Raw genomic sequence first — 22650 nt, 5'->3', positions numbered from 1 at the left:
GCACTGCAGGAGGAACGCGTGACACAGTTGTTGAAGGTCCAGAACTTCACCGTCTCCAGTGACGGATTCGCCGCCGGTGAGGGGCAGAGCATGGAGCGGCCGTTCGGGCAGGCCGATCCCGGGACGATGTTCTCGTGGGCCGGGGCCACGGCGAGCTGGCCGAACCGCACCGACCCGGGTGGGAGCCGCGGCCTCGACGACTACCTGACGCGGGACTTCGCGCACAACATCGGCGCCGAGATCATGGGACGCAACAAGTTCGGACCGCAGCGCGGACCGTGGGAGGACCACGAATGGCAGGGCTGGTGGGGCGATGAACCGCCCTTCCACACACCGGTGTTCGTCATGACCCACCACACGAGGCCGTCGTTCACGCTCTCCGACACGACGTTCCACTTCGTCGACGGCGAACCGGCCACGGTGCTCGCGGCGGCGAAGGACGCGGCGCGGGGCAAGGACGTCCGGCTCGGCGGCGGGGCCCGCACCGTCCGGCAGTTCCTCGACGCCGACCTCGTCGACACGCTGCACGTGGCGGTCTCCCCGTCGGTGAAGCTCGGCTCGGGCTCCCGGCTGTGGGAGTCACCGGACGACCTGCGTGACCGGTTCCACGTCGATGTCGTGCCCAGCCCGAGCGGCGTGATCCACCATCTGTTCTGGCGCAAGTGAGCGTGCGGGCGGGCGCGGGGCCGTCAACTCCCCGCGCCCAGCCGCCGGTTACCGATCTAGTTGCGGTACCGGTAGAGGATCCGGCCGCGCGTGAGGTCGTAGGGGCTGAGCTCCACGAGCACGCGATCGAACGGGAGAATCTTGATGTAGTTCTTCCGGATCTTCCCGCTGATGTGAGCGAGCACCTTGTGTCCGTTCTCCAACTCCACCTGGAACGTGGCGTTGCGCAGGCACTCGGTGACGGTGCCCTCGATCTCGATACCAGGGTTTGTCTTCGGCATCAGTGAAGTACGACCTCCAGGTTGCTGCCGACGCGCTCGGCGCCGACGCTGTCGAACAGGGCGGCGGCGGCCGCGTTGGCCGCGCCGGTCTCGGCCGTCGCCGCCCCGACACCGGACCGGTGCAGGGAGCCCAGTACGTCGGCCAGGAGCGCCCGCGCGATCCCGCGCCGGTGCCGGGCAGCCCGTACCGCGATGAGCCCGATCCTCGGCTGCCGGGGGACCGGCGCCACCCGCATCAGGCCCACGTACCGGTCGCCCTCGGCGGCCACCGCGTACTTCGTCGGGTCGATCACGGTGGCGTCGTCGAGGCGCGGCAGCACCTCGGCCGGCATCTCCCGCCAGCCGAGCGCCGCCTCGACCTCGGCGCGGATCGTCCGGTCCAGATCGCGCAAGGGGGCCTTGTCCGCCGCACCGAGGGGCAGGATCGTCACGCCCTGCGGCGGCTGTGCCGTACCGAGCCCCGTGCGCCCCGGGTCGGTGGGCACGCGGTACACGAACTCGCGGCGCCCGAGCGTGAATCCCGCCTGCTCCCACCGGGACCTCAGCGCCAGGTCGGCCGCGTCGACCATCGTGTACAGCGGCCTCGGCAGCTCCGCCAGCATGGCGGCGGTGAGCCGGTCGAACGCGGTGTCCCGCCACGCGTCGACGCTCAGGAAGATCCGGCCGTCGTGCCTGCTCCACGCCTCGCCACGGCCGACCACCTGGTCGTCCTCCAGCGCGTGCCACTGCCGGTCGGCGACGCGCGTGATCTCTGTTGTGTCCATAGGTCTCTGCCTTTCGGAATCGCCCAGTACGGGCGCTCCCGGCGACCTATGTCAGTGGCCGGCCCGTGAGAAGGAGGAGAGCACCCACGTGCGTACTGCGGTCATGGGTCCCACCTCCTCGGGCTGCGTCACGGTTCGCGCCAGACTGTAGGCGCCGCGCCGCCGTCCTGTCCACGTAATTGAGCGCGGGGCACCAGGAACGCCGAAGGCCCCGCCGGAAGACGTCCCGGCGGGGCCCGCGCTGGAGGCGGCTACGACAGCAGCTCCACCTCCGCCACCGTCGCCGCCCCACCGGCGAACACCAGCCGGTAGTGCTTGTAGCTGTGCGGCGACGGGACCGAGAAGGCCCGCGTCTGCTTGTCCCAGGTGAAGGACTCGCCGGACCGCTTGTCCAGGGACTTCCAGGACGTGCCGTCGTCCGACGCCTCCAGGGTCCAGCCCGTCGGGGCCTTCGCCTTGTCCGCCGACGTCAGCGTGTACTGCACGGCCTTCGTGCCGTCCGCACCGACCGGCAGCTCCACCGACTCCGTGCTCGCGCTCGTCGCCGAGGAGTTGTCGAACAGCGGGCCCGAGCCCGTGATCGCGTCCTTGCGCGGCGTCGGCACCTTGTCGTCCTTCGTGATGGACGTGGGCGCCGCGTCCTTGCCGGTGCCCCACTTCGACGGCTTCGAGCCCATCGCGAACTCGATGGTCCCGCCCTTGGAGACGACCTCGTTCGGCAGCGAAGTCTTCGACCAGGTACGGCCGTTGACCTTCACGCCCTGCACGTAGATGTTCTTCGCGCTGTTCTTCGGCGCCTTGACGACGAGGTCCTTGCCGTTCTCCAGGTGCAGCGTCATCTTCGTGAACTGCGGGGAGCCGATGGCGTATTCGCCGCTGGCCATGTCGAGCGGGTAGAAGCCGAGCGAGGAGAAGAGGTACCAGGCCGACTGCTCGCCGTTGTCCTCGTCGCCGTGGTAGCCCTGCCCGATCTCGCTGCCCGTGTAGAGGCGGGAGAGGACCTCGCGGACCTTCTCCTGCGTCTTGTACGGCTGGCCCGCCGCGTCGTACATGTACGTGATGTGGTGCGCCACCTGGTTGGAGTGGCCGTACATGCCCATCCGGACGTCGCGCGCCTCGGTCATCTCGTGGATGACACCGCCGTACGACCCGGCGACGTCGGACGTCGCGGTCTCCGGCGTCGAGAAGAACGTGTCGAGCTTCTTCCCGAGACCGTCCTTGCCGCCGTACAGGTTCGCGAGGCCCTTGCTGTCCTGCGGCGCCGTGAAGGCGTAGCCCCAGGCGTTGGTCTCGGTGTAGTCGTAACCCCAGATGCTCGGGTCGAACTTGGCCGAGTCGACCCGCCAGTTCCCCTTGGCGTCCTTGCCCTGGAAGAAGCCGGCCTTGTCGTCGAACATGTTCACGTACTCACGGGCGCGGTTGAGGAAGTACTCCGACTCCTCCTTGTACTGCTTCTTGCCCGTCTTCTTGTAGAGGGCGGCTCCCATCTGGGAGATGCCGTAGTCGTTGATGTAGCCCTCCATCGCCCACGACATGCCCTCGCCGGTGGCGGTGCTCGTGTAGCCGAGGAAGGGGGAGGTCTCCATGCCCTTGCGGCCCACGCCCGAGGCGGGCGGCACCACGGTCGCGTTCTTCACGGCCGCCTTGTACGCGGACTCGGCGTCGAAGTCGACGCCCTTCACGTACGCGTCGGCGAACGCGACGTCCGACGACGTGCCGGTCATCAGGTCGGCGTAACCGGGCGAGGACCAGCGGGAGATCCAGCCGCCGTCCTTGTACTGCTGCACGAACCCGTCGACCAGCTCACCGGCCTTCTTCGGGGTCAGCAGCGAGTACGCGGGCCAGGTCGTGCGGTACGTGTCCCAGAAGCCGTTGTTGACGTACGGCTTCCCCTCGACGATCTTCGCGCCGGTGTGGGTCGGGGTGTCGGGACCCGGCATCGGCGAGAACGGCGACGCGTACTGGTACTTCGAACCGACCTTCTCGAAGCCGGAGTTGGGGTACAGGTACAGCCGGTACAGGGACGAGTACAGCGTCGTGCGCTGGTCGTCGGTGGCTCCCTCGACCTCCACCTTGTTCATCAGCGCGTCCCACTGCGCGCGCGCCGCGTTCTTCACGGACGTGAACGACTTCTTCTGCGGGATCTCCTGCGCCAGGTTGTCCTTCGCCTGGTCGAGGCTGATGAGCGAGGTCGCCAGGCGCAGGGTGACCGTGCGGTCCTTGCCCGCGTCGAAGGTGAAGTGCCCCTTCACACCGGAGGCCTCGGCGTCCTTGACCGGCTTGTCGAAGGTCCCGTATACGAAGAGACGCGTGGCGCCCGTCGACAGACCCGACTTGACGTCCGAGTAGCCGGTGACGACTCCGCTGTCCTTGTCGAGCGTGAGGCCGCCCTGCTCGGAGACGTTGTCGAAGATGACGCTCGCGTCGTCACCGGGATAGGTGAAGCGCAGCGCGGCGGCGTGATCGGTCGGAGCCATCTCCGCCTGTACGCCGTTCTCGAACTTCACGCCGTAGTAGTACGGCTTGGCCGTCTCGTTCTCGTGCTTGAAGGGCAGCGCGCGGCCCGTCCGGGACGTGTCCACCGTGGCCGCGGCCGACGGCATCATCTGGAACGTCTGCCGGTCGCCCATCCACGGACTCGGCTCATGGCTCGCGGCCAGCGCCTCCATCGTGGGCAGGTTGTCCGCGTTGTTGTCCCGCGCGTAGTCGTACAGCCAGCTCAGCGAACCGGCGTTGGTCACCGGCGTCCAGAAGTTGAAGCCGTGCGGGACCGCCGTCGCCGGGAACGTGTTGCCGCGCGAGAAGCCGCCACTGGAGTTGGTGCCGCGCGTCGTGGACGCGTAGTCGCTCAAGTGCGCCTTGGGACGCGTCGGTTCGGCCCGCGCGATGTTGACGTCGTCGAGCCAGCCGCGGAACTTCGACGGACCCTTCGCGGAGTCGTACGCGACCAGGACCCGGTCGATCGTCTTGCCCGCGGCGACCGAGCCGATGCCCGACTTCACGGCGTTCCACTGGTTCACGTACAACCGCTTGGCGTCGCCCTGGCCCTGCGGCGTCAGCAGCCCGCCGTTGGAGTCGACGGCCTTCAGGTCGCTCAGGTACGTGCCGTCGGTGAAGGCGAGGTCGACGGAGACGTTCGTGGCGTCGTAGTCCCGGTCCGCGTCCGCCATCGACGGGAAGACCTTGTACGACAGCTGGGTGTCCCGCTGCACCGCCACATTGACGTCGAAGATCTTGTTGTACGAGTACGCGCGCCCGTCGTCCTTGTGCGTACCGGCGTAGCGCAGCGCGTTCTTGCCGGTGAAGCCCGCGCCCGCCTTGGCCGTCGGCGAGCCGCTCGGCCCGTGGTCCACGAGGGAGAGCATGTCCTCGGGCGCGGGGGTCTGCTCGTCCCCGGTCGACAGCTGGAGGTCGGCGAGCTGGGTGGCGTCGCTCGCGCCGTTGTTCTTCGTGAACTCGACGCGGAAGTGGGCGTACTCGGCCGGCTTCTCGATCTCGTACGTCTTCGTCTGGGACCGCTTGTCGAACGTCTCGCCGGAGCGGGAGTCGAGGGTGGTCCACTCCTTGCCGTCGGCCGAACCCTTCAGGGTCCAGTCCTTCGGGTCGCGCTCGTCATGGTCGTTGGCGGAGGTCAGCGCGTACTTGGTGACTTTGGCCGGGGCGTCCAGGTCGTACTCGACCCACGCGGTCGGCGTGAACGCCAGCCACTTGCTGCTCGGCTCGCCGTCGAGCAGGTTCTCCTTGGTCTCGCCGCCGCCCGTGTTCTCGTCGCTGGCACGGACGTCCGTGACATGTGCGTTGACACTGCCGGGGATGCCGCCGCTGAAGCCGCCGTCGACGCCGCTCGCCCGCTTGCTGCCGTCCTTGGCGGTGTCGACGGTGTTCAGCCAGTCCGGAGCGGGCTGCCCCGCCTCGAAGGACGAGCTGAACTCCTTGGCGGGACGCGGCTTCTGGGCCTGACCGGCGGCCGCGGCCCCTTGCCCTACCGCCGTCAGTACCAGTGCGGCAGCCCCCAGGGCCGCCGTGGTGGCGAGGCGGTGTCTGTATCGGCTGGGTCGGTTTGATCTGCCCTGCATCGGTGAGCACCCTCCGGCGGTGTCGACAACGTTGTCAGTTCGCTGCGCAACGTCCAGTAGGGAGGCAAGTGGACAGCGGTGTCAAGGGTGTTGGCGTGGGTCCTGGGACGGGTCGTCATTCCGAAGTGAGCCGCAGCGTTTCGATCCGGTCCCAGCCACCGGCGGCCAGTCGCTCCCCGACCCGGAGTTCGGGACCGGCCAGGACGCGCAGACACTGGGGCGGGCTGAGACTGCGCGCGAGGGCGACGAGGGTCTCCAGGGCGCTGTTCGCCAGATAGCGGACCTGCGTCAGATCCACCGTGATCTCCTCGGCGGAGCGGCTGTAGTCGGTCACCGCCACGGCCAGCGAGGCTTTGTGGGCACCGACGACTTCGCCGTACAGACGTACTCCGGCGGCGCGGTGCAGGGGGGTGATCAGAAGCAGTTCGTCAACGAAATAACCACGCATGAGGGCTCCCGGAGGCAGGGCGCCGTCCGACAGCGGACAAGGGGGGCCGTCGTGTGTCTGGGGCGGCGCTCATGAAGCGGGATCAAGTACCCGCGAGAGGCAGCCGCTTGTGTGAGGCCTCCTTGGGCCTGAACGATCGCCGGACGAGTGCCACCGCGCTGACGGCGACGTATAGTCCACGGGCTATTACCGAGAGTACTCGCTCACGGCTTGCGCGGATAGCCCCGACCGGTGGTGGAACGGGTGCGGAACGGCTGCGCGGGGCACGGGCTCGAACCGCCCGCAACTGGCCGGAACACGCACCCGAATACAGGCCACGCGTTCACTGCTCGAACGCACGGCGGCGCGTAATGCCCGACATCGCGAATTTCGCGCCGCTCATCCCCACTCGAACGCGTCAGCGGCTTCCCGCCCGTGCCATACCACTACATGCTTTGTAGGCGCGGGAGTTGGGGAGATCGACATCTCCCGGGCTGCGGCTTATTTCCGGGAGGTCTCAACTCGGAAAAGACCAGCGCCCAAACCTGCATTCGATCTTGCCCAGCTCGCAGGGAGTGGACTATACCTGTCGGCGTCTGCCCCGGCCGTGTTCAGGCCGCGGCCGGACCCGGGGGACCAGGGGGAATCGGCGTGACGTGCGGGAGCACCGACAGCCGGGTATCTCTGTCGATCCCGGAATTTTCGGTACCACCCAGCTCCAACTGCGTTCCCTCGGGGCAGAACATTTCCGGACACCGTTCCGGAGATGCCTTTCCGGCCCGGGACCCGGGATTCGATCCCGGCACGACACAGCACATCACCGCGGTGCCGGGGAGGATCCGGTTCACCGCCTGAGTCCTGGAGAAGGCGAGGACTTGAGCATGGGATCCATCCCCGGCGTAGGCCATCGCGAACTGATCAAGAGGAGCACGACCGTTGCTCCGGCCGTGGCCCAGGCGACCGCTTTTCCGGCATCGCTCAGCTGATCACCATCGGCGCCGCCGAGCGGCACCGAGACGACGGCGAAAACGCCCCGGTGTGCATCTCCGCCGATCTCTCAGGCGGCGACCCATACCTGGGTGCGCTCAAAAAGAAAGTGCGGCAAGCGCATGGCCGGCCGGGTCCGGCCGCCGCGCAGGCAGCAAACCCGTACAGATCCATTCGATCAGTGAGGATGCAGAGATGACCATTCGTGCCGGTTCTCTTGATAGGCGGACGCTCCTGCGCGGGGCGATCGCGACCGCGGCCATGGGGTCGTTCGCGGTGGCGTGTGGCTCTCCCTCCAGCAACGATGGCGGTGGCGACGGCCCGAAGGGCGAGAAGGGTGCCAAGAACCCGTTCGGTGTCGCCGAGAACTCCAAGGTCGACGCGGCCATCTTCAACGGCGGCTACGGCACCGACTACGTCAGCTACACCAGCACGGTCGTCGGGAGCCAGGTCAAGGGTCTCAAGGTGCAGGTCAAACCGGTCGTCGACATCGCCCCGGAGCTCCAGCCCCGGTTCGTCGGCGGCAACCCGCCGGACCTCATCGACAACTCCGGTGAGGACCAGATCGGCTTCCTCGGCATCCTCGACCAGCTCGAGGAGCTCGACGACGTCCTCGAGGCCAACAACTACGAGGGCAAGAAGATCGCCGACACGCTCTTCCCCGGCGTGAAGGATCCCGGGACGTTCAACAACAAGTTCATCGCGCTCAACTACGTGATGACCGTGTACGGCGTCTGGCACTCGAAGACGCTGTTCGAGGAGAACAGCTGGACCGCCCCGAAGACCTGGGACGAAGCGCTCGACCTCGGCCAGAAGGCGAAGAAGAAGGGCAAGTACCTCTTCGTCCACGGCAAGGAAGCCGCGACCTACTACCTGACGCTGCTCGTCGACTCGGCGGTCAAGGAGGGCGGCGACGAGGTCCGGATCGCTCTCGAGAAGCTGGAGAAGGACTCCTGGTCGCACCCGGCCATCCAGGGCGTCCTCAAGGTCATGGAGACCATGGTCAAGCAGAAGATGTTCGTCCCCGGCGGCTCCGGCACCCAGTTCCAGAAGGCGCAGGCGATCTGGAGCAACGACCAGAAGGCGCTGCTCTACCCCTCCGGTGGCTGGATCGAGAACGAGATGAAGAAGGCCACCAAGAAGGACTTCCAGATGACCGGCATCCCGGAGATGACGCTCACCGACAAGCCGAAGATGCCCTACGAGGCGCTTCGCGCCGCCGCGGGCGAGCCGTTCATCGTGCCCAAGCAGGGCAAGAACGCGGCCGGCGGCAAGGAAGTCCTGCGGGCGATGCTGTCCCAGGAGGCGGCTGCCAACTTCTCCAAGACGAAGCTGGCCCCGACCATCGTCAAGGGCACCGTGCCCGCCGACGGCTACGGATCTTCCGCGCTGGTCGCGCAGTCGAAGATGCTCGAGGCCGCGGGCGAGAACATCTTCAACTACCTGTTCATCATCGCCTACGGGATGAACACCGACATGCTGGTGCCGTGGAACTCGTTCCTCGCCGGCGACCTCGACGCCAAGGGCCTGACCGCGGCCATGCAGAAGATCTCCGACAAGGTCAGGGAAGACGACTCCGTCAAGAAGCTCGAGGTCAGCTAGTACCGCCATGAAAGACACGAGCACCACCTCCGAAACCGCGAGCCGCCGGCCCACGCCGGCCGCTCGCGGTGGGCGGCCCCGACGCCGCAAGCTCACTTTCGACCGGGTGACGTTCTTCCTGGCGTTTCTCGGCGTCCCGCTGGCCATCTTCGTGGTCTTCGTCCTGTACCCCTTCGTTCAGGCGATCTTCTGGGCGATGACGGACTGGCGCGGCTTCAGCCCGGACTACGAATTCGTCGGCTTCGACAACTTCACCAAGATGTTCCAGGACGACATCTTCCTGAAGGCGTTGCGCAACGTCGCGTTGCTGGCGGTCTGCGTGCCGTTGGTGACGTTGACGCTCGCCCTCGGGGTCGCGGTGGCCATCACCCTGGGCGGGCCCAGCAAGGGCCCGGTCCGGGGGATCAAGGGAGCGTCGTTCTACCGGATCATCTCGTTCTTCCCCTACGTCGTGCCGGCGATCATCGTCGGCCTGATCTGGGCGCAGATGTACGACCCCAACGCCGGCCTGCTCAACGGGATGCTCACCGCGGTCGGCCTCGACGGCTTCGACAAGTTCGCCTGGCTGGGCGAGACGGTCAGCGCGATGCCGGCCCTGATGTTCGTCATCGTCTGGGGGCTCGTCGGGTTCTACGCGGTGCTCTTCATCGCCGCGATCAAGGGAGTTCCCGGCGAGCTGTACGAGGCGGCCAGGATCGACGGGGCCGGCCGGTTCCGGACGACGATCTCGATCACCCTGCCGGCGATCCGGGACACCGTGCAGACGGGGTACATCTACCTGGGCATCGCCGCCCTGGACTCGTTCGTCTACGTACAGGCCATGCTGCCGGGCGGTGGACCGGACAACTCGACCCTGACGATCAGCCAGCGGCTGTTCAGCGTCGCCTTCGCCAAGCAGCAGTTCGGATACGCCACCGCGATGGGGGTCGTCCTCGCCCTCGTCACCCTGGTGTTCGCGGCGCTGGTGTTCCTCGTCAACCGTCTGACGGGCGGTGGCGAGGACGACCGCAACAAGAAAGCGCGTGGGTCGAAGGCTCGGCGTGCCGGAGCCAAGGGAGGTGCGCGGTGAGCGCCATGGCCGCCGACCGGAAGTCGGCGAGTGACCGCAAGCCGGCGCGTGACCGGAAGCTGACGAGAGCCGCCGCGAGCAGCGACCGCAGGTTCGCGGTGATCTCGCACACCTTGCTGATCATATGGTCCGTGATCGTGATCGTGCCCATGCTGTGGGTGCTGGTGTCGTCGTTCAAGTCGACCAGCGAGATCCTGTCATCGCCGTTCAAGCTGCCGCATCGCTGGCGGTTCGAGAACTACGCGCACGCGTGGACCGACGCGAACATCGGGAAATTCTTCCTGAACTCGGTGATCGTCGTCGTCTGCGCGCTGTTCCTGGTGATGCTGCTGGGCGCGATGTGCGCCTACATCCTGGCCCGGTTCGAATTTCCCGGCCGTAGGGTGATCTACTACGTGATGCTCGCCGGGCTGACCTTCCCCGTCTTCCTGGCGATCGTGCCGCTCTTCTTCCAGCTGCAGAACTTCGGGCTGCTGAACACGCGTCCGGGACTGATTCTCACCTACGTCGCGTTTGCGCTGCCGTTCACGATGTTCTTCCTCTATTCGTTCTTCCGGTCACTGCCGCACGACGTCTACGAGGCCGCATTGATCGACGGCGCCGGGGACTGGCGGGCGTTCTTCCAGGTGATGCTGCCTATGGCCAGTCCCGGCATGGCGGCGGTGGCGATCTTCAACTTCCTGGGGCTGTGGAACCAGTTCCTGCTGCCGGTGGCACTCAACACCGACCAGGACAAGTGGGTCCTGACCCAGGGGATGTCCGCCTACGCGTCCTCGCAGGTCTACAACATCGACTACGGCGGGCTGTTCGCGGCGATCGTGATCACCGTTGTGCCCGTACTCGTCGTGTACGTCATCTTCCAGCGGCGGATTGCCGGTTCGGTGTCGCAGGGCACCTTCCGCTGACGCCCGCCTGTTTCACCCTCCGCGTACAGGGGTCCGGCCCCGGAGAGGCACCTCTCCGGGGCCGGACCCTTGCGCGCGTCCGCTGGAACCGATTTCTGTCAAGGGCTTGACGGCGGAGACACCTTCAGCGGAGTTTGGAGTTCATAACTTGTACAAGGGCCGGTCACCCCGTGTGACGCGGGCCCAGGGGCTAAGGGTGGAGAGAGTCAATGGAGACTCCGGGGTCGCAGTCGTCGCTGCACCGGGCCAATCTGGAGCGGGTCGTACGCGCCGTACGGCTCGCCGGTTCGCTCACGCAGGCGGAGATCGCGAGGACTACGGGGCTGTCCGCGGCCACGGTCTCCAACATCGTCCGGGAGCTCAAGGACGGGGGGACGGTCGAGGTCACGCCCACCTCGGCCGGGGGGCGCAGGGCCCGCAGCGTGTCGCTCAGCGGCGACGCGGGCATCGTGATCGGCGTCGACTTCGGCCACACGCACCTGCGCGTGGCCATCGGGAACCTGGCCCACCAGGTGCTCGCCGAGGAGTCCGAGCCGCTGGACGTGGACGCCAGCGCCGCGCAGGGCTTCGACCGGGCCGAGGAGCTGGTCGAGCGGCTCATCGCGGCGACCGGCGTCGACCGGTCGAAGGTCGCGGGCGTCGGGCTCGGCGTGCCGGGCCCCATCGACGTGGAGAGCGGCACGCTGGGCTCCACGTCGATCCTGCCGGGCTGGACCGGCACCAAGCCCGCGGAGGAGCTGGGCCGGCGCCTCGGCGTCCCCGTGCACGTCGACAACGACGCGAACCTGGGCGCGCTCGGCGAGCTGGTCTGGGGGAGCGGGCGGGGCGTGCGGGACCTCGCGTACATCAAGGTGGCGAGCGGGGTCGGCGCGGGCCTGGTGATCGAGGGGAAGATCTACCGCGGTCCCGGCGGCACCGCGGGGGAGATCGGGCACATCACGCTGGACGAGTCGGGCCCGGTCTGCCGCTGCGGCAACCGCGGGTGCCTGGAGACGTTCACGGCCGCCCGCTACGTGCTGCCGCTGCTCCAATCCAGTCACGGCACCGATCTGACCCTCGAGGGAGTCGTCCGGCTCGCCCGTGACGGGGACCCGGGCTGTCGCCGCGTGATCGCGGACGTGGGCCGGCACATCGGCTCGGGCGTCGCGAATCTCTGTAATCTTCTCAATCCCAGCAGGGTCGTCCTCGGCGGCGATCTGGCGGAGGCCGGGGAGCTGGTTCTGGGGCCCATCAGAGAGTCCGTGGGCCGCTATGCGATCCCGAGTGCCGCCCGGCAACTCTCCGTCCTTCCAGGGGCGTTGGGGGGCCGCGCGGAGGTCCTGGGTGCGCTCGCTCTCGCCCTCAGCGAGATGGGCGATTCGACCCTTTTGGACGGCACGGTGCCCGCGGTAACACCTGCCTTCACTTAGAGAACGCATGACACCGTTGCCATCTCGTTAAGGATTTACTCCTTGACGCTGGGGTTGCGGCCGAGTTGACTTCCAGCCACCTCGGCCGCAACGTCGCGGCCTCGTCAGGGAGGTTTCTGAAGTGAACACGCGTACTCGTCGTGCCGCCGTTGCGTTCTGTGCCACCGCCATGGCTGTCTCTCTCGCCGCCTGTGGCTCCGCCAAGGAGTCCAAGGGTGACGACAGCGAGAAGTCGTCCGGCGGCAAGAAGGGCGACGACATCACCGTCGGCCTGCTGCTGCCGGAGAACCAGACCGCTCGCTACGAGAAGTTCGACAAGCCGATCATTGAGAAGCAGATATCCACGCTGACCAATGGCAAGGGCAAGCTCGAGTACCTCAACGCCAAGCAGGACGCGACCCTCCAGTCGCAGCAGATCGACACGATGATCACCAAGAACGTCGACGTCCTGATCCTGGACGCGGTCGACTTCAAGGCCGTCGCCAACGGCGTGAAGAAGGCCAAGGACGCGGGCATCCCCGTCGTCGCGTACGACCGCCTGGCCGAGGGCCCCATCTCCGCCTACACCTCCTTCGACAACGAGGAGGTCGGCAAGACGCAGGGCGAGGCGCTCCTGAAGGCCATGGGCTCCAAGGCCACCAAGAGCAGCAAGGTCGTCATGATGAACGGCGCGGTCACCGACCCGAACGCCGCCCAGTTCAAGAAGGGCGCCCACTCCGTCCTCGACGGCAAGGTGACGATCGCCAAGGAGTACGACACCAAGGAGTGGAAGCCGGAGAACGCCAACGCCAACATGGAGGCGGCTATCTCCGCGGTCGGCAAGGACAAGATCGCCGGCGTGTACTCCGCCAACGACGGCATGGCGGGCGGCAGCATCACCGCGCTGAAGAGCGCGGGCCTGAGCAAGCTTCCCCCCGTCACCGGCCAGGACGCCGAGCTCGCGGGTGTGCAGCGCATCATCACCGGTGACCAGTACATGAGCGTGTTCAAGTCGTACCCGACGGAGGCCGAGACCGTCGCGAAGATGGCCATCTCCATCGTCAAGGACGGCAAGATCGACAGCTCCCTCTCGACGGGCACCGTCGACAGCGGCACCGAGAAGGGTGTCCCGTCCGTGATCGTCCCGGTCGTCTCGCTGACCCAGGACAACATCAAGGACACGGTCGTCAAGGAGGGTTACTACACCCTCGGCGAGATCTGCACGACCAAGTACAAGGCCGCTTGCGACAAGATCGGTCTCAAGTAACCCCCCTGTTCCGCACGGGACTTGCGCGCCGCATCCGGTAGCGCTCCTGTGTGAGTACGTCCGGCGTCCCGCCGCCGACAGCCCCGCAAAGCTCAACGGCGGGGCGCCGGACGGAACACCCCCCTCAGTCTTCTCTTCTGTTCAACCTCCCGCCCGGGTCAGGCCTTTGGCGGCGAAGGAGATGGTTCACGTGTCCGCTACGCCCGTGCTGGCGTTGCGCGGGGTCTCCAAGCGATTCGGTGCCGTCCAGGCGCTCACCGACGTAGAGCTTGAGGTCCACGCCGGTGAGGTGGTCGCCCTGGTCGGCGACAACGGTGCCGGAAAGTCCACCCTTGTAAAGACGATCGCGGGTGTCCACCCCATCGATGAAGGTGTCATCGAGTGGAACGGCAAGTCCGTCTCGGTGAACAAGCCGCAGGACGCCCAGAACCTGGGCATCGCGACCGTCTACCAGGACCTCTCGCTGTGCGACAACATCGATGTCGTCGGCAACCTCTACCTGGGCCGTGAGCTCACGCGTCGCGGTGTCCTCGACGAGATCGAGATGGAGCGCCGCTCCCGCGAGCTGCTCGAGACCCTGTCGATCCGCATTCCCAGCGTGCGGATCCCGATCGCCTCGCTCTCCGGCGGTCAGCGCCAGGTCGTGGCCATCGCCCGCTCCATGCTCGGCGAGCCCAAGCTGGTCATCCTGGACGAGCCGACGGCCGCCCTCGGTGTCGAGCAGACGGCGCAGGTCCTCGACCTCGTCGAGCGGCTGCGCGAGCGCGGCCACGCGGTCATCCTCATCAGCCACAACATGGCCGATGTGAAGGCCGTCGCCGACAAGGTCGCCGTGCTGCGGCTCGGCCGCAACAACGGTGTGTTCGAGGTCAAGACGACCTCGCAGGAAGAGATCATCTCCGCCATCACCGGCGCCACGGACAACGCCGTGACCCGTCGTGCGGCGCGCAGCAACGCGGAGGCTCAGAAGTGAGCATCGACAAGACCAAAGCCCCCGTGGACGCCGCCCCCGCGGCCGCGGGCGCGACCGTGACCGCGGTCGACCCCCGCCTGCTCGTGCGCGAGCAGGGCTTCGCGGGTTACATAGGCGAGTTCAAGCGCAAGATCCGCGGTGGTGACCTCGGTGCCATCCCGGTCGTCATCGGCCTGATCGTCATCGCCGCGATCTTCCAGAGCCTCAACTCGGCCTTCCTGGGCGCGGAGAACCTCAACAACATCTTCGTCGCCATGGTCGCGACGGGCATGATGTCGGTCGGCATCATCTTCGTGCTGCTGCTCGGCGAGATCGACCTCTCGGTCGGCTCCGTCTCCGGTGTCTCCTCGGCGATCATGGCCGTGATGAGCATCACTCACGGGGTCAACGAGTGGCTGGCCGTCCTCACCGCTCTCGCGGCCGGTGCCGTCATCGGCGCCCTGCACGGCTTCTTCTTCGCCCGGATCGGCGCGCCCGCGTTCGCCGTCACCCTGGCGGGCCTGCTGTTCTGGAACGGCTTCATGCTCCAGATCCTGGGCTCCAACGGCACGATCAACATCGACAGCGAAGGCGTCGTCGGCAAGCTGACGAACTACTACTTCGCGGACGTCGCCGCCGCCTACGGCCTGGCCGTCGTCGCGGTCGTCGCCTACTTCGTGCCGACCTTCCTGGCCAACCGGCGCCGCGAAGCCGCGGGCATCCCGTCCCGGCCGCTCAGCGACATCGTGCTGCGTACGGTGCTGCTCGCGGTCGCCGCGTTCGGTGTCGCGATCATCTTCAACCAGTACAAGGGCCTGCCGCTCGCGGTGCTGCTCTTCGCGATCGTCCTGGTCGGCTCGGACTTCGTGCTGCGCCGCACCACGTACGGCCGCAAGGTCTTCGCGCTCGGCGGCAGCGTCGAGGCGTCGCGCCGTGCCGGTATCAACGTCACGGCGGTGCGGGTCTCCGTGTTCGCCATCGCCGGTCTGTTCGCGGCGGTCGGCGGTCTCTTCTGGGCCTCCAAGATCGCGGCGGCCAACCAGAGCGCCGGCTCCGGTGACCTCCTGATGAACGTCATCGCCGCGGCCGTCATCGGTGGCACCAGCCTCTTCGGTGGCCGGGGCCGCACGTGGAACGCGCTGCTCGGTGTGCTGGTCATCACGTCGATCCAGTACGGCCTGGCGCTCCAGGGCATCGCCACTCCGATCCAGTACATGATCACCGGCGGTGTGCTCCTCGCCACGGTCGTCATCGACTCGATCACCCGCAAGACCCAGAAGTCGGCCGGCCGCGCCTGACCGCTTCTGACCCGGTTCACCTGGGCTGACTGTGCCCGGCGTCAAGGACGACGCCGGGCACAGTCATGTCCGCGCGCTCCTCGTAGGAACGCATGTTCCCATCAGGGAGGGCCGGTCGGGTGGTCGGCAACGCACAGCCCGCCCGCCGCCCACGACGGCGGAACATTAGACTCGACAGACCCGGCAAGCTCGAACAGCTCAGCCAGCTACTCACAGCTCTATCGCAAGGAGGCACGGGTGCCGCTGCTGACCCGCATCAAGGGACCGCGCGATCTGGACCGACTCACCCTGGAGCAGCTGGACCAGCTGGCGGGAGAGATCCGGACCTTCCTCGTCGACGCGGTGTCCAAGACCGGCGGCCACCTCGGCCCCAACCTCGGTGTCGTCGAGCTGACCATCGCCCTGCACCGCGTCTTCGAGTCGCCCCAGGACAAGGTCCTGTGGGACACCGGTCACCAGTCGTACGTGCACAAGCTGCTCACCGGGCGCCAGGACTTCTCCAAGCTGAAGATGAAGGGCGGCCTCTCGGGCTACCCCTCGCAGGCCGAGTCCGAGCACGACGTCATCGAGAACTCGCACGCCTCCACCGTCCTCGGCTGGGCCGACGGCCTCGCCAAGGCCAACGAGGTGCGCAAGAAGGACGACCACGTCGTCGCGGTCATCGGTGACGGCGCCCTCACCGGCGGCATGGCCTGGGAGGCGCTGAACAACATCGCGGCCGCCAAGGACCGCCCCCTCGTCATCGTGGTCAACGACAACGAGCGCTCGTACGCTCCCACGATCGGCGGCCTGGCGAACCACCTGGCCACTCTGCGCACCACGGACGGCTACGAGCGCTTCCTGGCCCGCGGCAAAGACCTCCTCGAGCGCACCCCGGTCGTCGGCAGGCCGCTCTACGAGACCCTGCACGGCGCCAAGAAGGGACTCAAGGACTTCATCGCGCCGCAGGGCATGTTCGAGGACCTGGGCCTGAAGTACGTCGGCCCGATCGACGGCCACGACATCGAGGCCCTGGAGTCGGCGCTGGTGCGCGCCAAGCGCTTCGGCGGCCCGGTCATCGTGCACTGCCTCACCGAGAAGGGCCGCGGCTACACGCCCGCCCTCCAGGACGAGGCGGACCGCTTCCACGGCATCGGCCCCATCCACCCCGACACCGGCCTGCCCGTCAAGGCGTCCGGCGCCGACTGGACCTCCGTCTTCGGCGACGAGATGGTGCGGCTCGGCGAGGAGCGCCAGGACATCGTGGCCATCACGGCGGCGATGCTGCAGCCGGTCGGCCTGAAGAAGTTCGCGGACGCCTTCCCCGACCGGGTCTACGACGTGGGCATCGCGGAGCAGCACGGCGCGGTGTCGGCGGCGGGCCTGGCGGCGGGCGGCCTGCACCCCGTCTTCGCCGTCTACGCGACCTTCCTCAACCGCGCCTTCGACCAGCTCCTGATGGACGTGGCCCTGCACAAGTGCGGCGTCACCTTCGTCCTGGACCGGGCCGGTGTCACCGGCACCGACGGCGCCTCGCACAACGGCATGTGGGACATGTCGATCCTCCAGGTCGTCCCCGGCGTGCGGATCGCCGCCCCGCGCGACGCCGACCAGGTCCGCGCCCAGCTGCGCGAGGCCGTCGCGGTGGAGGACGCCCCGACCGTCGTGCGCTACTCCAAGGGCGCGGTCGGCCCGGCCGTCGAGGCGATCGGCAAGGTCGGCGGCATGGACGTGCTGCGCGAGCCCGGCTCGGACCGGCCCGACGTGCTGCTCGTCTCGGTCGGCGCGCTGGCGCCCATGTGCCTGGAGATCGCCACGCTCCTCGACAAGCAGGGCATCACGACGACCGTCGTCGACCCGCGCTGGGTCAAGCCCGTCGACGAGGCGATGGCCCCGCTCGCCGAGCGGCACCGCGTCGTGGTGACGGTGGAGGACAACTCGCGGGTCGGCGGTGTCGGCTCGGCCGTCGCCCAGGCCCTCCGCGACGCCGGCGTCGACGTCCCGCTCCGCGACTTCGGCATCCCGCCGCGCTTCCTCGACCACGCCTCCCGCAAGGAGATCATGGCGGAGATCGGCCTCACGGCCCCCGACATCGCCCGCCAGGTCACGGGCCTGGTGGCAAAGCTGGACGGCCGCAATGAGCGCGACCGTTCCGCGCAGGAGGAGATGGAGCCCGCTCGGGACTGAGCGCCGCGCCACGGGGCTCCGCCCCGGACCCCGCTCCTCAAGCGCCGGAGGGGCTTGATCGGGCCGGACTCACCCATCGGGGGGTCCGGCCCGGCTTCTTTCGCGTGAACCTGTAGGACTGATCAGCCCGCCGGCGGCAACTCGTCCCGATCATGTCGGGGACGACAAGGCGCACGGAGGCAACCGGTGACCACCCAGCCAGCAGCGGGACGCGAACGCAGCGGCCTGTTCAGGACGAAGTCCATCGAGCAGTCCATCAAGGACACCGAGGAACCCGAGCACAAGCTCAACAAGTCGCTCTCCGCCCTGGACCTCACGGTCTTCGGCGTCGGCGTCGTCATCGGCGCCGGCATCTTCGTGACCACGGGCACCGTGGCCAAGAACTACGCGGGCCCCGCCGTCGCCCTGGCGTTCGTCGTCGCGGGCATCGTGTGCGCGCTCGCGGCGCTGTGCTACGCCGAGTTCGCCTCCACCGTCCCGGTGGCGGGCTCCGCGTACACCTTCGCGTACGCCTCGCTCGGCGAGTTCGTCGCCTGGATCATCGGCTGGGACCTGGTCCTGGAGCTGGCCCTCGGCGCGGCCACCGTCTCCGTCGGCTGGGCGGGATATGTCCAGTCGCTCCTCGACAGCTGGGGCATCCCGCTGCCGACGGCGCTGCTCGGCCCGTCCGACGGCAAATTCGGCTTCAACCTCGCCGCCGCGCTGCTGATCCTGGTGATGACCGCTGTCCTGGTCGTAGGCGTCAAGCTGTCCGCGCACGTCACCTCGATCGTCGTCGCCGTCAAGGTGCTCGTCGTCCTGATCATCATCGCCGTCGGCAGCTTCCACATCGTCGGCGCCAACTACTCGCCGTTCATCCCGCCGAAGCAGGACGTGTCCGGCGGCTCAGGAGCCGGCGCGACGCTCCTCGAAACGATCTTCGGCTACACCCCCTCGGCCTTCGGCATCATGGGCATCTTCACGGCCGCCGCCATCGTCTTCTTCGCGTACATCGGCTTCGACGTCGTCGCCACCGCCGCCGAGGAGACCGTCGACCCGGCCAAGGACGTACCGCGCGGCATCATCGGCTCGCTCGCCATCTGCACGATCCTGTACGTCGCCGTGTCGATCGTCGTCACGGGCATGCAGAAGTACAGCACCCTCAGCGCGGAAGCACCGCTCGCCGACGCGTTCAAGGCGATCGGCCAGCCGTTCTGGGCGGGTCTCATCAACTTCGGCGCCATCATCGGCCTGGTCACCGTCGTCATGATCCTGCTGCTCGGCCAGGGCCGCGTCTTCTTCGCGATGAGCCGCGACGGGCTCCTGCCGAAGGTGTTCAGCGAGGTCCACCCCACGTTCCGTACGCCGTACCGCTCGACGATCATTCTCGGCGTCGCCTCCGCGATCCTCGCCGGGTTCGTCTCCCTCGAAGAGCTGTCCAAGCTGGTCAACATCGGCACGCTGTTCGCCTTCGTCGTGGTCGCCCTCGGCGTGATCATCCTGCGCCGCACCCGCCCCGACCTGCCCCGCGCGTTCCGCGCCCCCTGGGTGCCCGTGCTGCCGATCGCCTCGGTCGCCGCGTCGGTGTGGCTGATGCTCAACCTGTCGGTGGAGACCTGGCTGCGCTTCCTCGCCTGGATGGTGCTCGGCCTCGTCATCTACTTCCTCTACGGCCGCAAGCACAGCAGGCTGGAGCAGAGCAGGCTGGAGCAGGGCACGTCGGAGCGCGACAACTCGCAGTAACCGTCAACGAATACACCCGGCCCCGTATGTCCCGCTTCGATGCGGACTGCGGGGCCGGATAGTTTGGCGCCCATGCTCACCGAGGCGCGGACATCACTACCGTACGTATCCGAACACCCTCGCGCCTCGGACCAAGGACCCGCGCCCGGGTACTGGCGGCGCCTGGCCCCGCTCCTCGCCGTCCTCGCCTGCCTCACCCGCGTGCCGTCCTTCGTCCGGCCGCTCTGGAACCCAGACGAGGGCTATCTCGCCGTCCAGGCACGGATGTTGGCGCACGGCGGCCGGCTCTACGAGACCGTCGTCGACCGCAAACCACCGCTCGTGCCCTGGCTGTACGAGGCCGCGTTCGCGGTCTTCGGCTCCGGCTCACTCACCCCGCTGCGGGTCTGCGCGGTCGCCGCACAGCTGGCAACAGCCGTAACTCTCGCCTCGATCGCACGCCGACGCTGGGGCGACACCGCGGGACGCACCGCGGGCGTGCTCTACCTGCTGGCCTCCGTCGGGCTCAACCCGGAAGATGCGCAGGCCGCCACCTTCGAGGTGTTCATGCTGCCGTGGACCGCGGCCGCCCTGTGGTGCGCGGACCGGCGCCGGTGGAGCCTGTGCGGGGCCGCCGTCGCCTGCGCGTTCCTCGCCAAGCAGACCGGGGGAGCGGTCCTCGTGCCCGTCGCCTGGATGCTGTGGCGGTACGGTGCGCCCCGAAGGGACCTGGCGCGGTGCGCGGCCGGGGCGGCGCTGCCCGTCCTCGCGGCCGCCCTCGCCACCGACCCGGCGGGCTTCCTCTTCTGGACGGTGACCGGCTCGGGCGCGTACGCCTCCTTCACCGGCTCCGAACTCCACGTACTGGCACGGGGGTTGACGAACGCGGCGATCCTCGCGGTGGCCTGCGCCGGATTCCTGCCCGCGATCGTGCGCGCGCCGCGCGCCGCCCGTACGGGGTGCGGAGAGCTGTGGCTGTGGCTCGGGGCATCCGCGGGCGCGGTGCTCATCGGCTTCCACTTCTTCGGCCACTACTACCTCCAACTCATCCCACCGCTCGCCCTGTTGGGCACCGCCGCACTGCAGGCCCTGCCGCGCGAACGCCTCGGCGCGGCGCTGCTCACCTCCGCGTGCTGCTGCGCGCTGTTCCTCACGTGGGGGATGCTCGCGCCGCGCCCCGAACTCGCGCACGCCCAGCGGGTCGCGCAGGAGGTGCGGGCGCGCTCGACGCCGGGCGAGCCGGTCCTGGTCTGGGGCATGCACCCGGAGACGTACTGGCTGGCCGACCGGCAGCCCGCGACCCGCTTCCTGACGGCCGGGCTGCTCACGAACTACAGCGGGGGGCGGGACGGGCCGCAAGTGGGGGAGAAGTACGCGGTGGCGGGCGCCTGGGGCGCCTTCCGGCAGGAGTTCGCGGCGCGGGCGCCACGGCTCGTGGTGGACGACTCCCGGGGAGCGCCCTACGGAGTGCAGCGGACGCGGTCCCTGCGGCGGATACTGATGCCCTACGAGGTGGCGGGGAACGTGGACGGCGCCGTGGTGTACGTGCGGCGGGGCTGAGTTCGGGGTAGTGGGGGCATGGGTCCGCGCTACGGGTAGACCGTCCGCGGCCCCACACAGCGCGCCCCCGACTCCTCGACCCTGCGCCGCAGTTCACGGTCGGCCGTCACGACCACGCACGGCCCTGCCGCACCGGCCGCCACCGCCACGATATGGTCGTCGCCCTCGCCCGGCGCCTCCTCGACACGGACCCCGGGCACCGCCTCGACACCCCGGGCGCGCCCCTCGACCACCAGCACCACCTCCTCCTCCGGATGCCGCTCGGCGTAGACCGCGAGCCGGTCGCGCAGGCGCACGGCGGCACCGTGCCGGTCGCGCCACCAGCCGTCGGGTACGGAGCCGACGACATTCGCGCCGTCCACCACCAGGAGAGTCGTCATGCGGGAACGGTACGTGCCGGGGGTGGGACAAGGGCATGACACGCCCCCATTTAAGGTGGAGCGGTGAACGGCGACTGGCTGATACACGCACGCGACGGCAGACTCTGCGCCTACGCGTACGCCCCCGACGGCGACGCGGTCGTCTGCCGCACCGAGCGCACGCCCGGCGGCGCCTGGAGCGACCCCCGCACCGTGGGCGGCGACCAGCGCCTGCACACGGTCCTCGCCCTGGCCCAAGGCCCCGGCGGGTACACCCACTTGGTGTCCTGGCGCCCCACGGTTCCGGGCGAGTCGGGTCTGGTCCACTCGACACACTTCCAGCCGCACCTCGCCGCGCTCGACTGGACTTCCATCGGCCATCCGAACAGGACGGGCGACCGCACGGGACCGCCCGCGGTGGCCGTCGACGCCCAGGGCCGCGCCCACGTCTTCGTCCGCAACAAGGGCGGCGGCGTCAGCATGCGTGCCCAGCTGGAAAAGGGCGGCTGGGGCCCCTGGCGCGACCTCAAGGGCAAGGGCACCCGCGGTCAACTCGCCGCGGTGGCAAGCGAGTCGGGGCTTGTCGTCCTGTACGCGGCGACCGCGGACGGCATTCTGCGCTGGCGCCAGGAGAAGCCCGGCGGGACGCCGGTGCTCGACGAGAAGCCGCAGCCGGCGGCCGTGCGCCCGGACACCCTGCGCGCCCTGGCCACGTCCCCCGAGCACACCACGCTCTTCTACACGGACGAGGACGGCGACCTGTGCGCCTGGCGCGGCGACGACGCCCCGGTGCCCGTCATGGCCGCGGCCGGCCCCGGCACCGTGGCGGCGATCCGCTGCTCGCTGGACGGCGTGGACTGCACCCTGCTCGCCCAGCGCGCCCACAGCGGCCGTATCGCCTTCGCCGCGTACCCGACGGAACTGGAGTCGGCCGGTGCCTGGTGGGCGGAGTCGGGCCCGGCTCTGCCCCCGGACGCGCGGATCGCCCTGGCGGAGGACGCGGGCGGCCGGGTGGTGGCGGCGACCTACGTCCCCGGCAACCCGCCCCGCATGCACCTCACCCGCCGCAAGGACGAGCCGGGCCTGGCCCTGGAGGCATGGCACCAGCTGTACTGAGAGCCTGCCTTGAACGCGAAAGCCGCCCCCACGTCGTGAGGGCGGCTTTCGGTGGAGCAGAGGTGG

At 68.6% G+C, this 22650-nt stretch carries 17 protein-coding genes; 12 read left to right on the top strand and 5 right to left on the bottom strand.

Annotated elements, in window-relative coordinates:
- Positions 1 to 18 precede the first annotated feature (18 nt).
- On the top strand, positions 19 to 666 hold the full coding sequence (locus ACIREE_RS20385) for a dihydrofolate reductase family protein (protein WP_404153739.1): 648 nt from the start codon (positions 19 to 21) through the stop codon (positions 664 to 666).
- Positions 667 to 722: 56 nt separating this feature from the next.
- Here ACIREE_RS20385 and infA read toward each other — a convergent pair whose 3' ends face one another.
- The 4 genes from infA to ACIREE_RS20365 all read right to left on the bottom strand — a co-directional run bounded on the left by infA (position 723) and on the right by ACIREE_RS20365 (position 6235).
- Positions 723 to 947, bottom strand: a complete 225-nt coding sequence (infA, locus tag ACIREE_RS20380; RefSeq protein WP_404153736.1) for a translation initiation factor IF-1 — start codon at positions 945 to 947, stop codon at positions 723 to 725.
- The gene (locus ACIREE_RS20375; RefSeq protein ID WP_404153733.1) at positions 947 to 1711 is read right to left on the bottom strand and encodes a GNAT family N-acetyltransferase; all 765 of its coding nucleotides are present in this window, start codon (positions 1709 to 1711) and stop codon (positions 947 to 949) included. The genes infA and ACIREE_RS20375 overlap by 1 nt, the downstream gene beginning before the upstream one ends.
- 251 nt (positions 1712 to 1962) lie before the next feature.
- A complete protein-coding gene (locus ACIREE_RS20370) occupies positions 1963 to 5787 on the bottom strand; it encodes a GH92 family glycosyl hydrolase (protein ID WP_404153730.1) in 3825 nt (1274 codons plus the stop codon).
- 115 nt (positions 5788 to 5902) lie between these two features.
- Positions 5903 to 6235, bottom strand: a complete 333-nt coding sequence (locus ACIREE_RS20365; RefSeq protein ID WP_404153727.1) for an STAS domain-containing protein — start codon at positions 6233 to 6235, stop codon at positions 5903 to 5905.
- A 1161-nt stretch (positions 6236 to 7396) separates the two neighbouring features.
- Here ACIREE_RS20365 and ngcE point away from each other — a divergent pair.
- The 10 genes from ngcE to ACIREE_RS20315 all read left to right on the top strand — a co-directional run bounded on the left by ngcE (position 7397) and on the right by ACIREE_RS20315 (position 21109).
- A complete protein-coding gene (gene ngcE / locus ACIREE_RS20360; RefSeq protein WP_404153724.1) occupies positions 7397 to 8803 on the top strand; it encodes an N-acetylglucosamine/diacetylchitobiose ABC transporter substrate-binding protein in 1407 nt (468 codons plus the stop codon).
- Between the two features lie 7 nt (positions 8804 to 8810).
- Positions 8811 to 9872, top strand: a complete 1062-nt coding sequence (locus ACIREE_RS20355) for a carbohydrate ABC transporter permease (protein WP_404153721.1) — start codon at positions 8811 to 8813, stop codon at positions 9870 to 9872.
- On the top strand, positions 9869 to 10777 hold the full coding sequence (locus ACIREE_RS20350) for a carbohydrate ABC transporter permease (RefSeq protein ID WP_404153717.1): 909 nt from the start codon (positions 9869 to 9871) through the stop codon (positions 10775 to 10777). Before ACIREE_RS20355 ends, ACIREE_RS20350 begins: the two co-directional genes overlap by 4 nt.
- A gap of 209 nt (positions 10778 to 10986) precedes the next feature.
- Positions 10987 to 12186 carry an ROK family transcriptional regulator gene (locus ACIREE_RS20345; protein ID WP_404153714.1) on the top strand — a complete coding sequence of 400 codons (1200 nt, stop codon included), beginning with the start codon at positions 10987 to 10989 and terminating at the stop codon, positions 12184 to 12186.
- 121 nt (positions 12187 to 12307) lie between these two features.
- On the top strand, positions 12308 to 13432 hold the full coding sequence (locus ACIREE_RS20340; RefSeq protein WP_404153711.1) for a substrate-binding domain-containing protein: 1125 nt from the start codon (positions 12308 to 12310) through the stop codon (positions 13430 to 13432).
- A gap of 181 nt (positions 13433 to 13613) precedes the next feature.
- Positions 13614 to 14405 (top strand): ATP-binding cassette domain-containing protein, encoded by a 792-nt coding sequence (locus tag ACIREE_RS20335; RefSeq protein WP_404153708.1) that lies wholly within the window; start codon positions 13614 to 13616, stop codon positions 14403 to 14405.
- Positions 14402 to 15682: a sugar ABC transporter permease gene (locus ACIREE_RS20330; protein WP_404153706.1), complete on the top strand. Its 1281-nt coding sequence runs from the start codon at positions 14402 to 14404 to the stop codon at positions 15680 to 15682. Before ACIREE_RS20335 ends, ACIREE_RS20330 begins: the two co-directional genes overlap by 4 nt.
- Positions 15683 to 15919: 237 nt before the next feature.
- Positions 15920 to 17848, top strand: coding sequence for a 1-deoxy-D-xylulose-5-phosphate synthase (gene dxs, locus ACIREE_RS20325; RefSeq protein WP_404153703.1), 1929 nt, complete (start codon positions 15920 to 15922; stop codon positions 17846 to 17848).
- A gap of 186 nt (positions 17849 to 18034) precedes the next feature.
- On the top strand, positions 18035 to 19570 hold the full coding sequence (locus ACIREE_RS20320) for an amino acid permease (RefSeq protein ID WP_404153700.1): 1536 nt from the start codon (positions 18035 to 18037) through the stop codon (positions 19568 to 19570).
- Between the two features lie 72 nt (positions 19571 to 19642).
- A complete protein-coding gene (locus tag ACIREE_RS20315) occupies positions 19643 to 21109 on the top strand; it encodes an ArnT family glycosyltransferase (RefSeq protein ID WP_404153697.1) in 1467 nt (488 codons plus the stop codon).
- A gap of 29 nt (positions 21110 to 21138) precedes the next feature.
- Here the strand turns inward: ACIREE_RS20315 and ACIREE_RS20310 are convergent, their stop codons facing one another.
- On the bottom strand, positions 21139 to 21489 hold the full coding sequence (locus ACIREE_RS20310; protein ID WP_404153694.1) for an NTP pyrophosphohydrolase: 351 nt from the start codon (positions 21487 to 21489) through the stop codon (positions 21139 to 21141).
- Between the two features lie 63 nt (positions 21490 to 21552).
- Between ACIREE_RS20310 and ACIREE_RS20305 the strand changes: the two genes are divergently transcribed.
- Complete coding sequence (locus tag ACIREE_RS20305) at positions 21553 to 22584, top strand: hypothetical protein (RefSeq protein ID WP_404153691.1); 1032 nt, start codon at positions 21553 to 21555, stop codon at positions 22582 to 22584.
- Positions 22585 to 22650: the final 66 nt, after the last annotated feature.

This window comes from Streptomyces sp. NPDC102467, from assembly GCF_044765445.1.
Taxonomy (GTDB): Bacteria; Actinomycetota; Actinomycetes; order Streptomycetales; family Streptomycetaceae; genus Streptomyces.
This window is presented reverse-complemented; position numbering and strand designations above follow the sequence as displayed.

Coding starts and splice junctions, on each gene's coding strand:
- ACIREE_RS20335 (WP_404153708.1), top strand. CDS start 13,614: ATGGTTCACGTGTCCGCTACGCCCGTGCTGGCGTTGCGCGGGGTCTCC.
- ACIREE_RS20370 (WP_404153730.1), bottom strand. CDS start 5,787: ATGCAGGGCAGATCAAACCGACCCAGCCGATACAGACACCGCCTCGCC.
- infA (WP_404153736.1), bottom strand. CDS start 947: ATGCCGAAGACAAACCCTGGTATCGAGATCGAGGGCACCGTCACCGAG.
- ACIREE_RS20375 (WP_404153733.1), bottom strand. CDS start 1,711: ATGGACACAACAGAGATCACGCGCGTCGCCGACCGGCAGTGGCACGCG.
- ACIREE_RS20310 (WP_404153694.1), bottom strand. CDS start 21,489: ATGACGACTCTCCTGGTGGTGGACGGCGCGAATGTCGTCGGCTCCGTA.
- ACIREE_RS20315 (WP_404153697.1), top strand. CDS start 19,643: ATGCTCACCGAGGCGCGGACATCACTACCGTACGTATCCGAACACCCT.
- ACIREE_RS20365 (WP_404153727.1), bottom strand. CDS start 6,235: ATGCGTGGTTATTTCGTTGACGAACTGCTTCTGATCACCCCCCTGCAC.
- ACIREE_RS20355 (WP_404153721.1), top strand. CDS start 8,811: ATGAAAGACACGAGCACCACCTCCGAAACCGCGAGCCGCCGGCCCACG.
- ngcE (WP_404153724.1), top strand. CDS start 7,397: ATGACCATTCGTGCCGGTTCTCTTGATAGGCGGACGCTCCTGCGCGGG.
- ACIREE_RS20345 (WP_404153714.1), top strand. CDS start 10,987: ATGGAGACTCCGGGGTCGCAGTCGTCGCTGCACCGGGCCAATCTGGAG.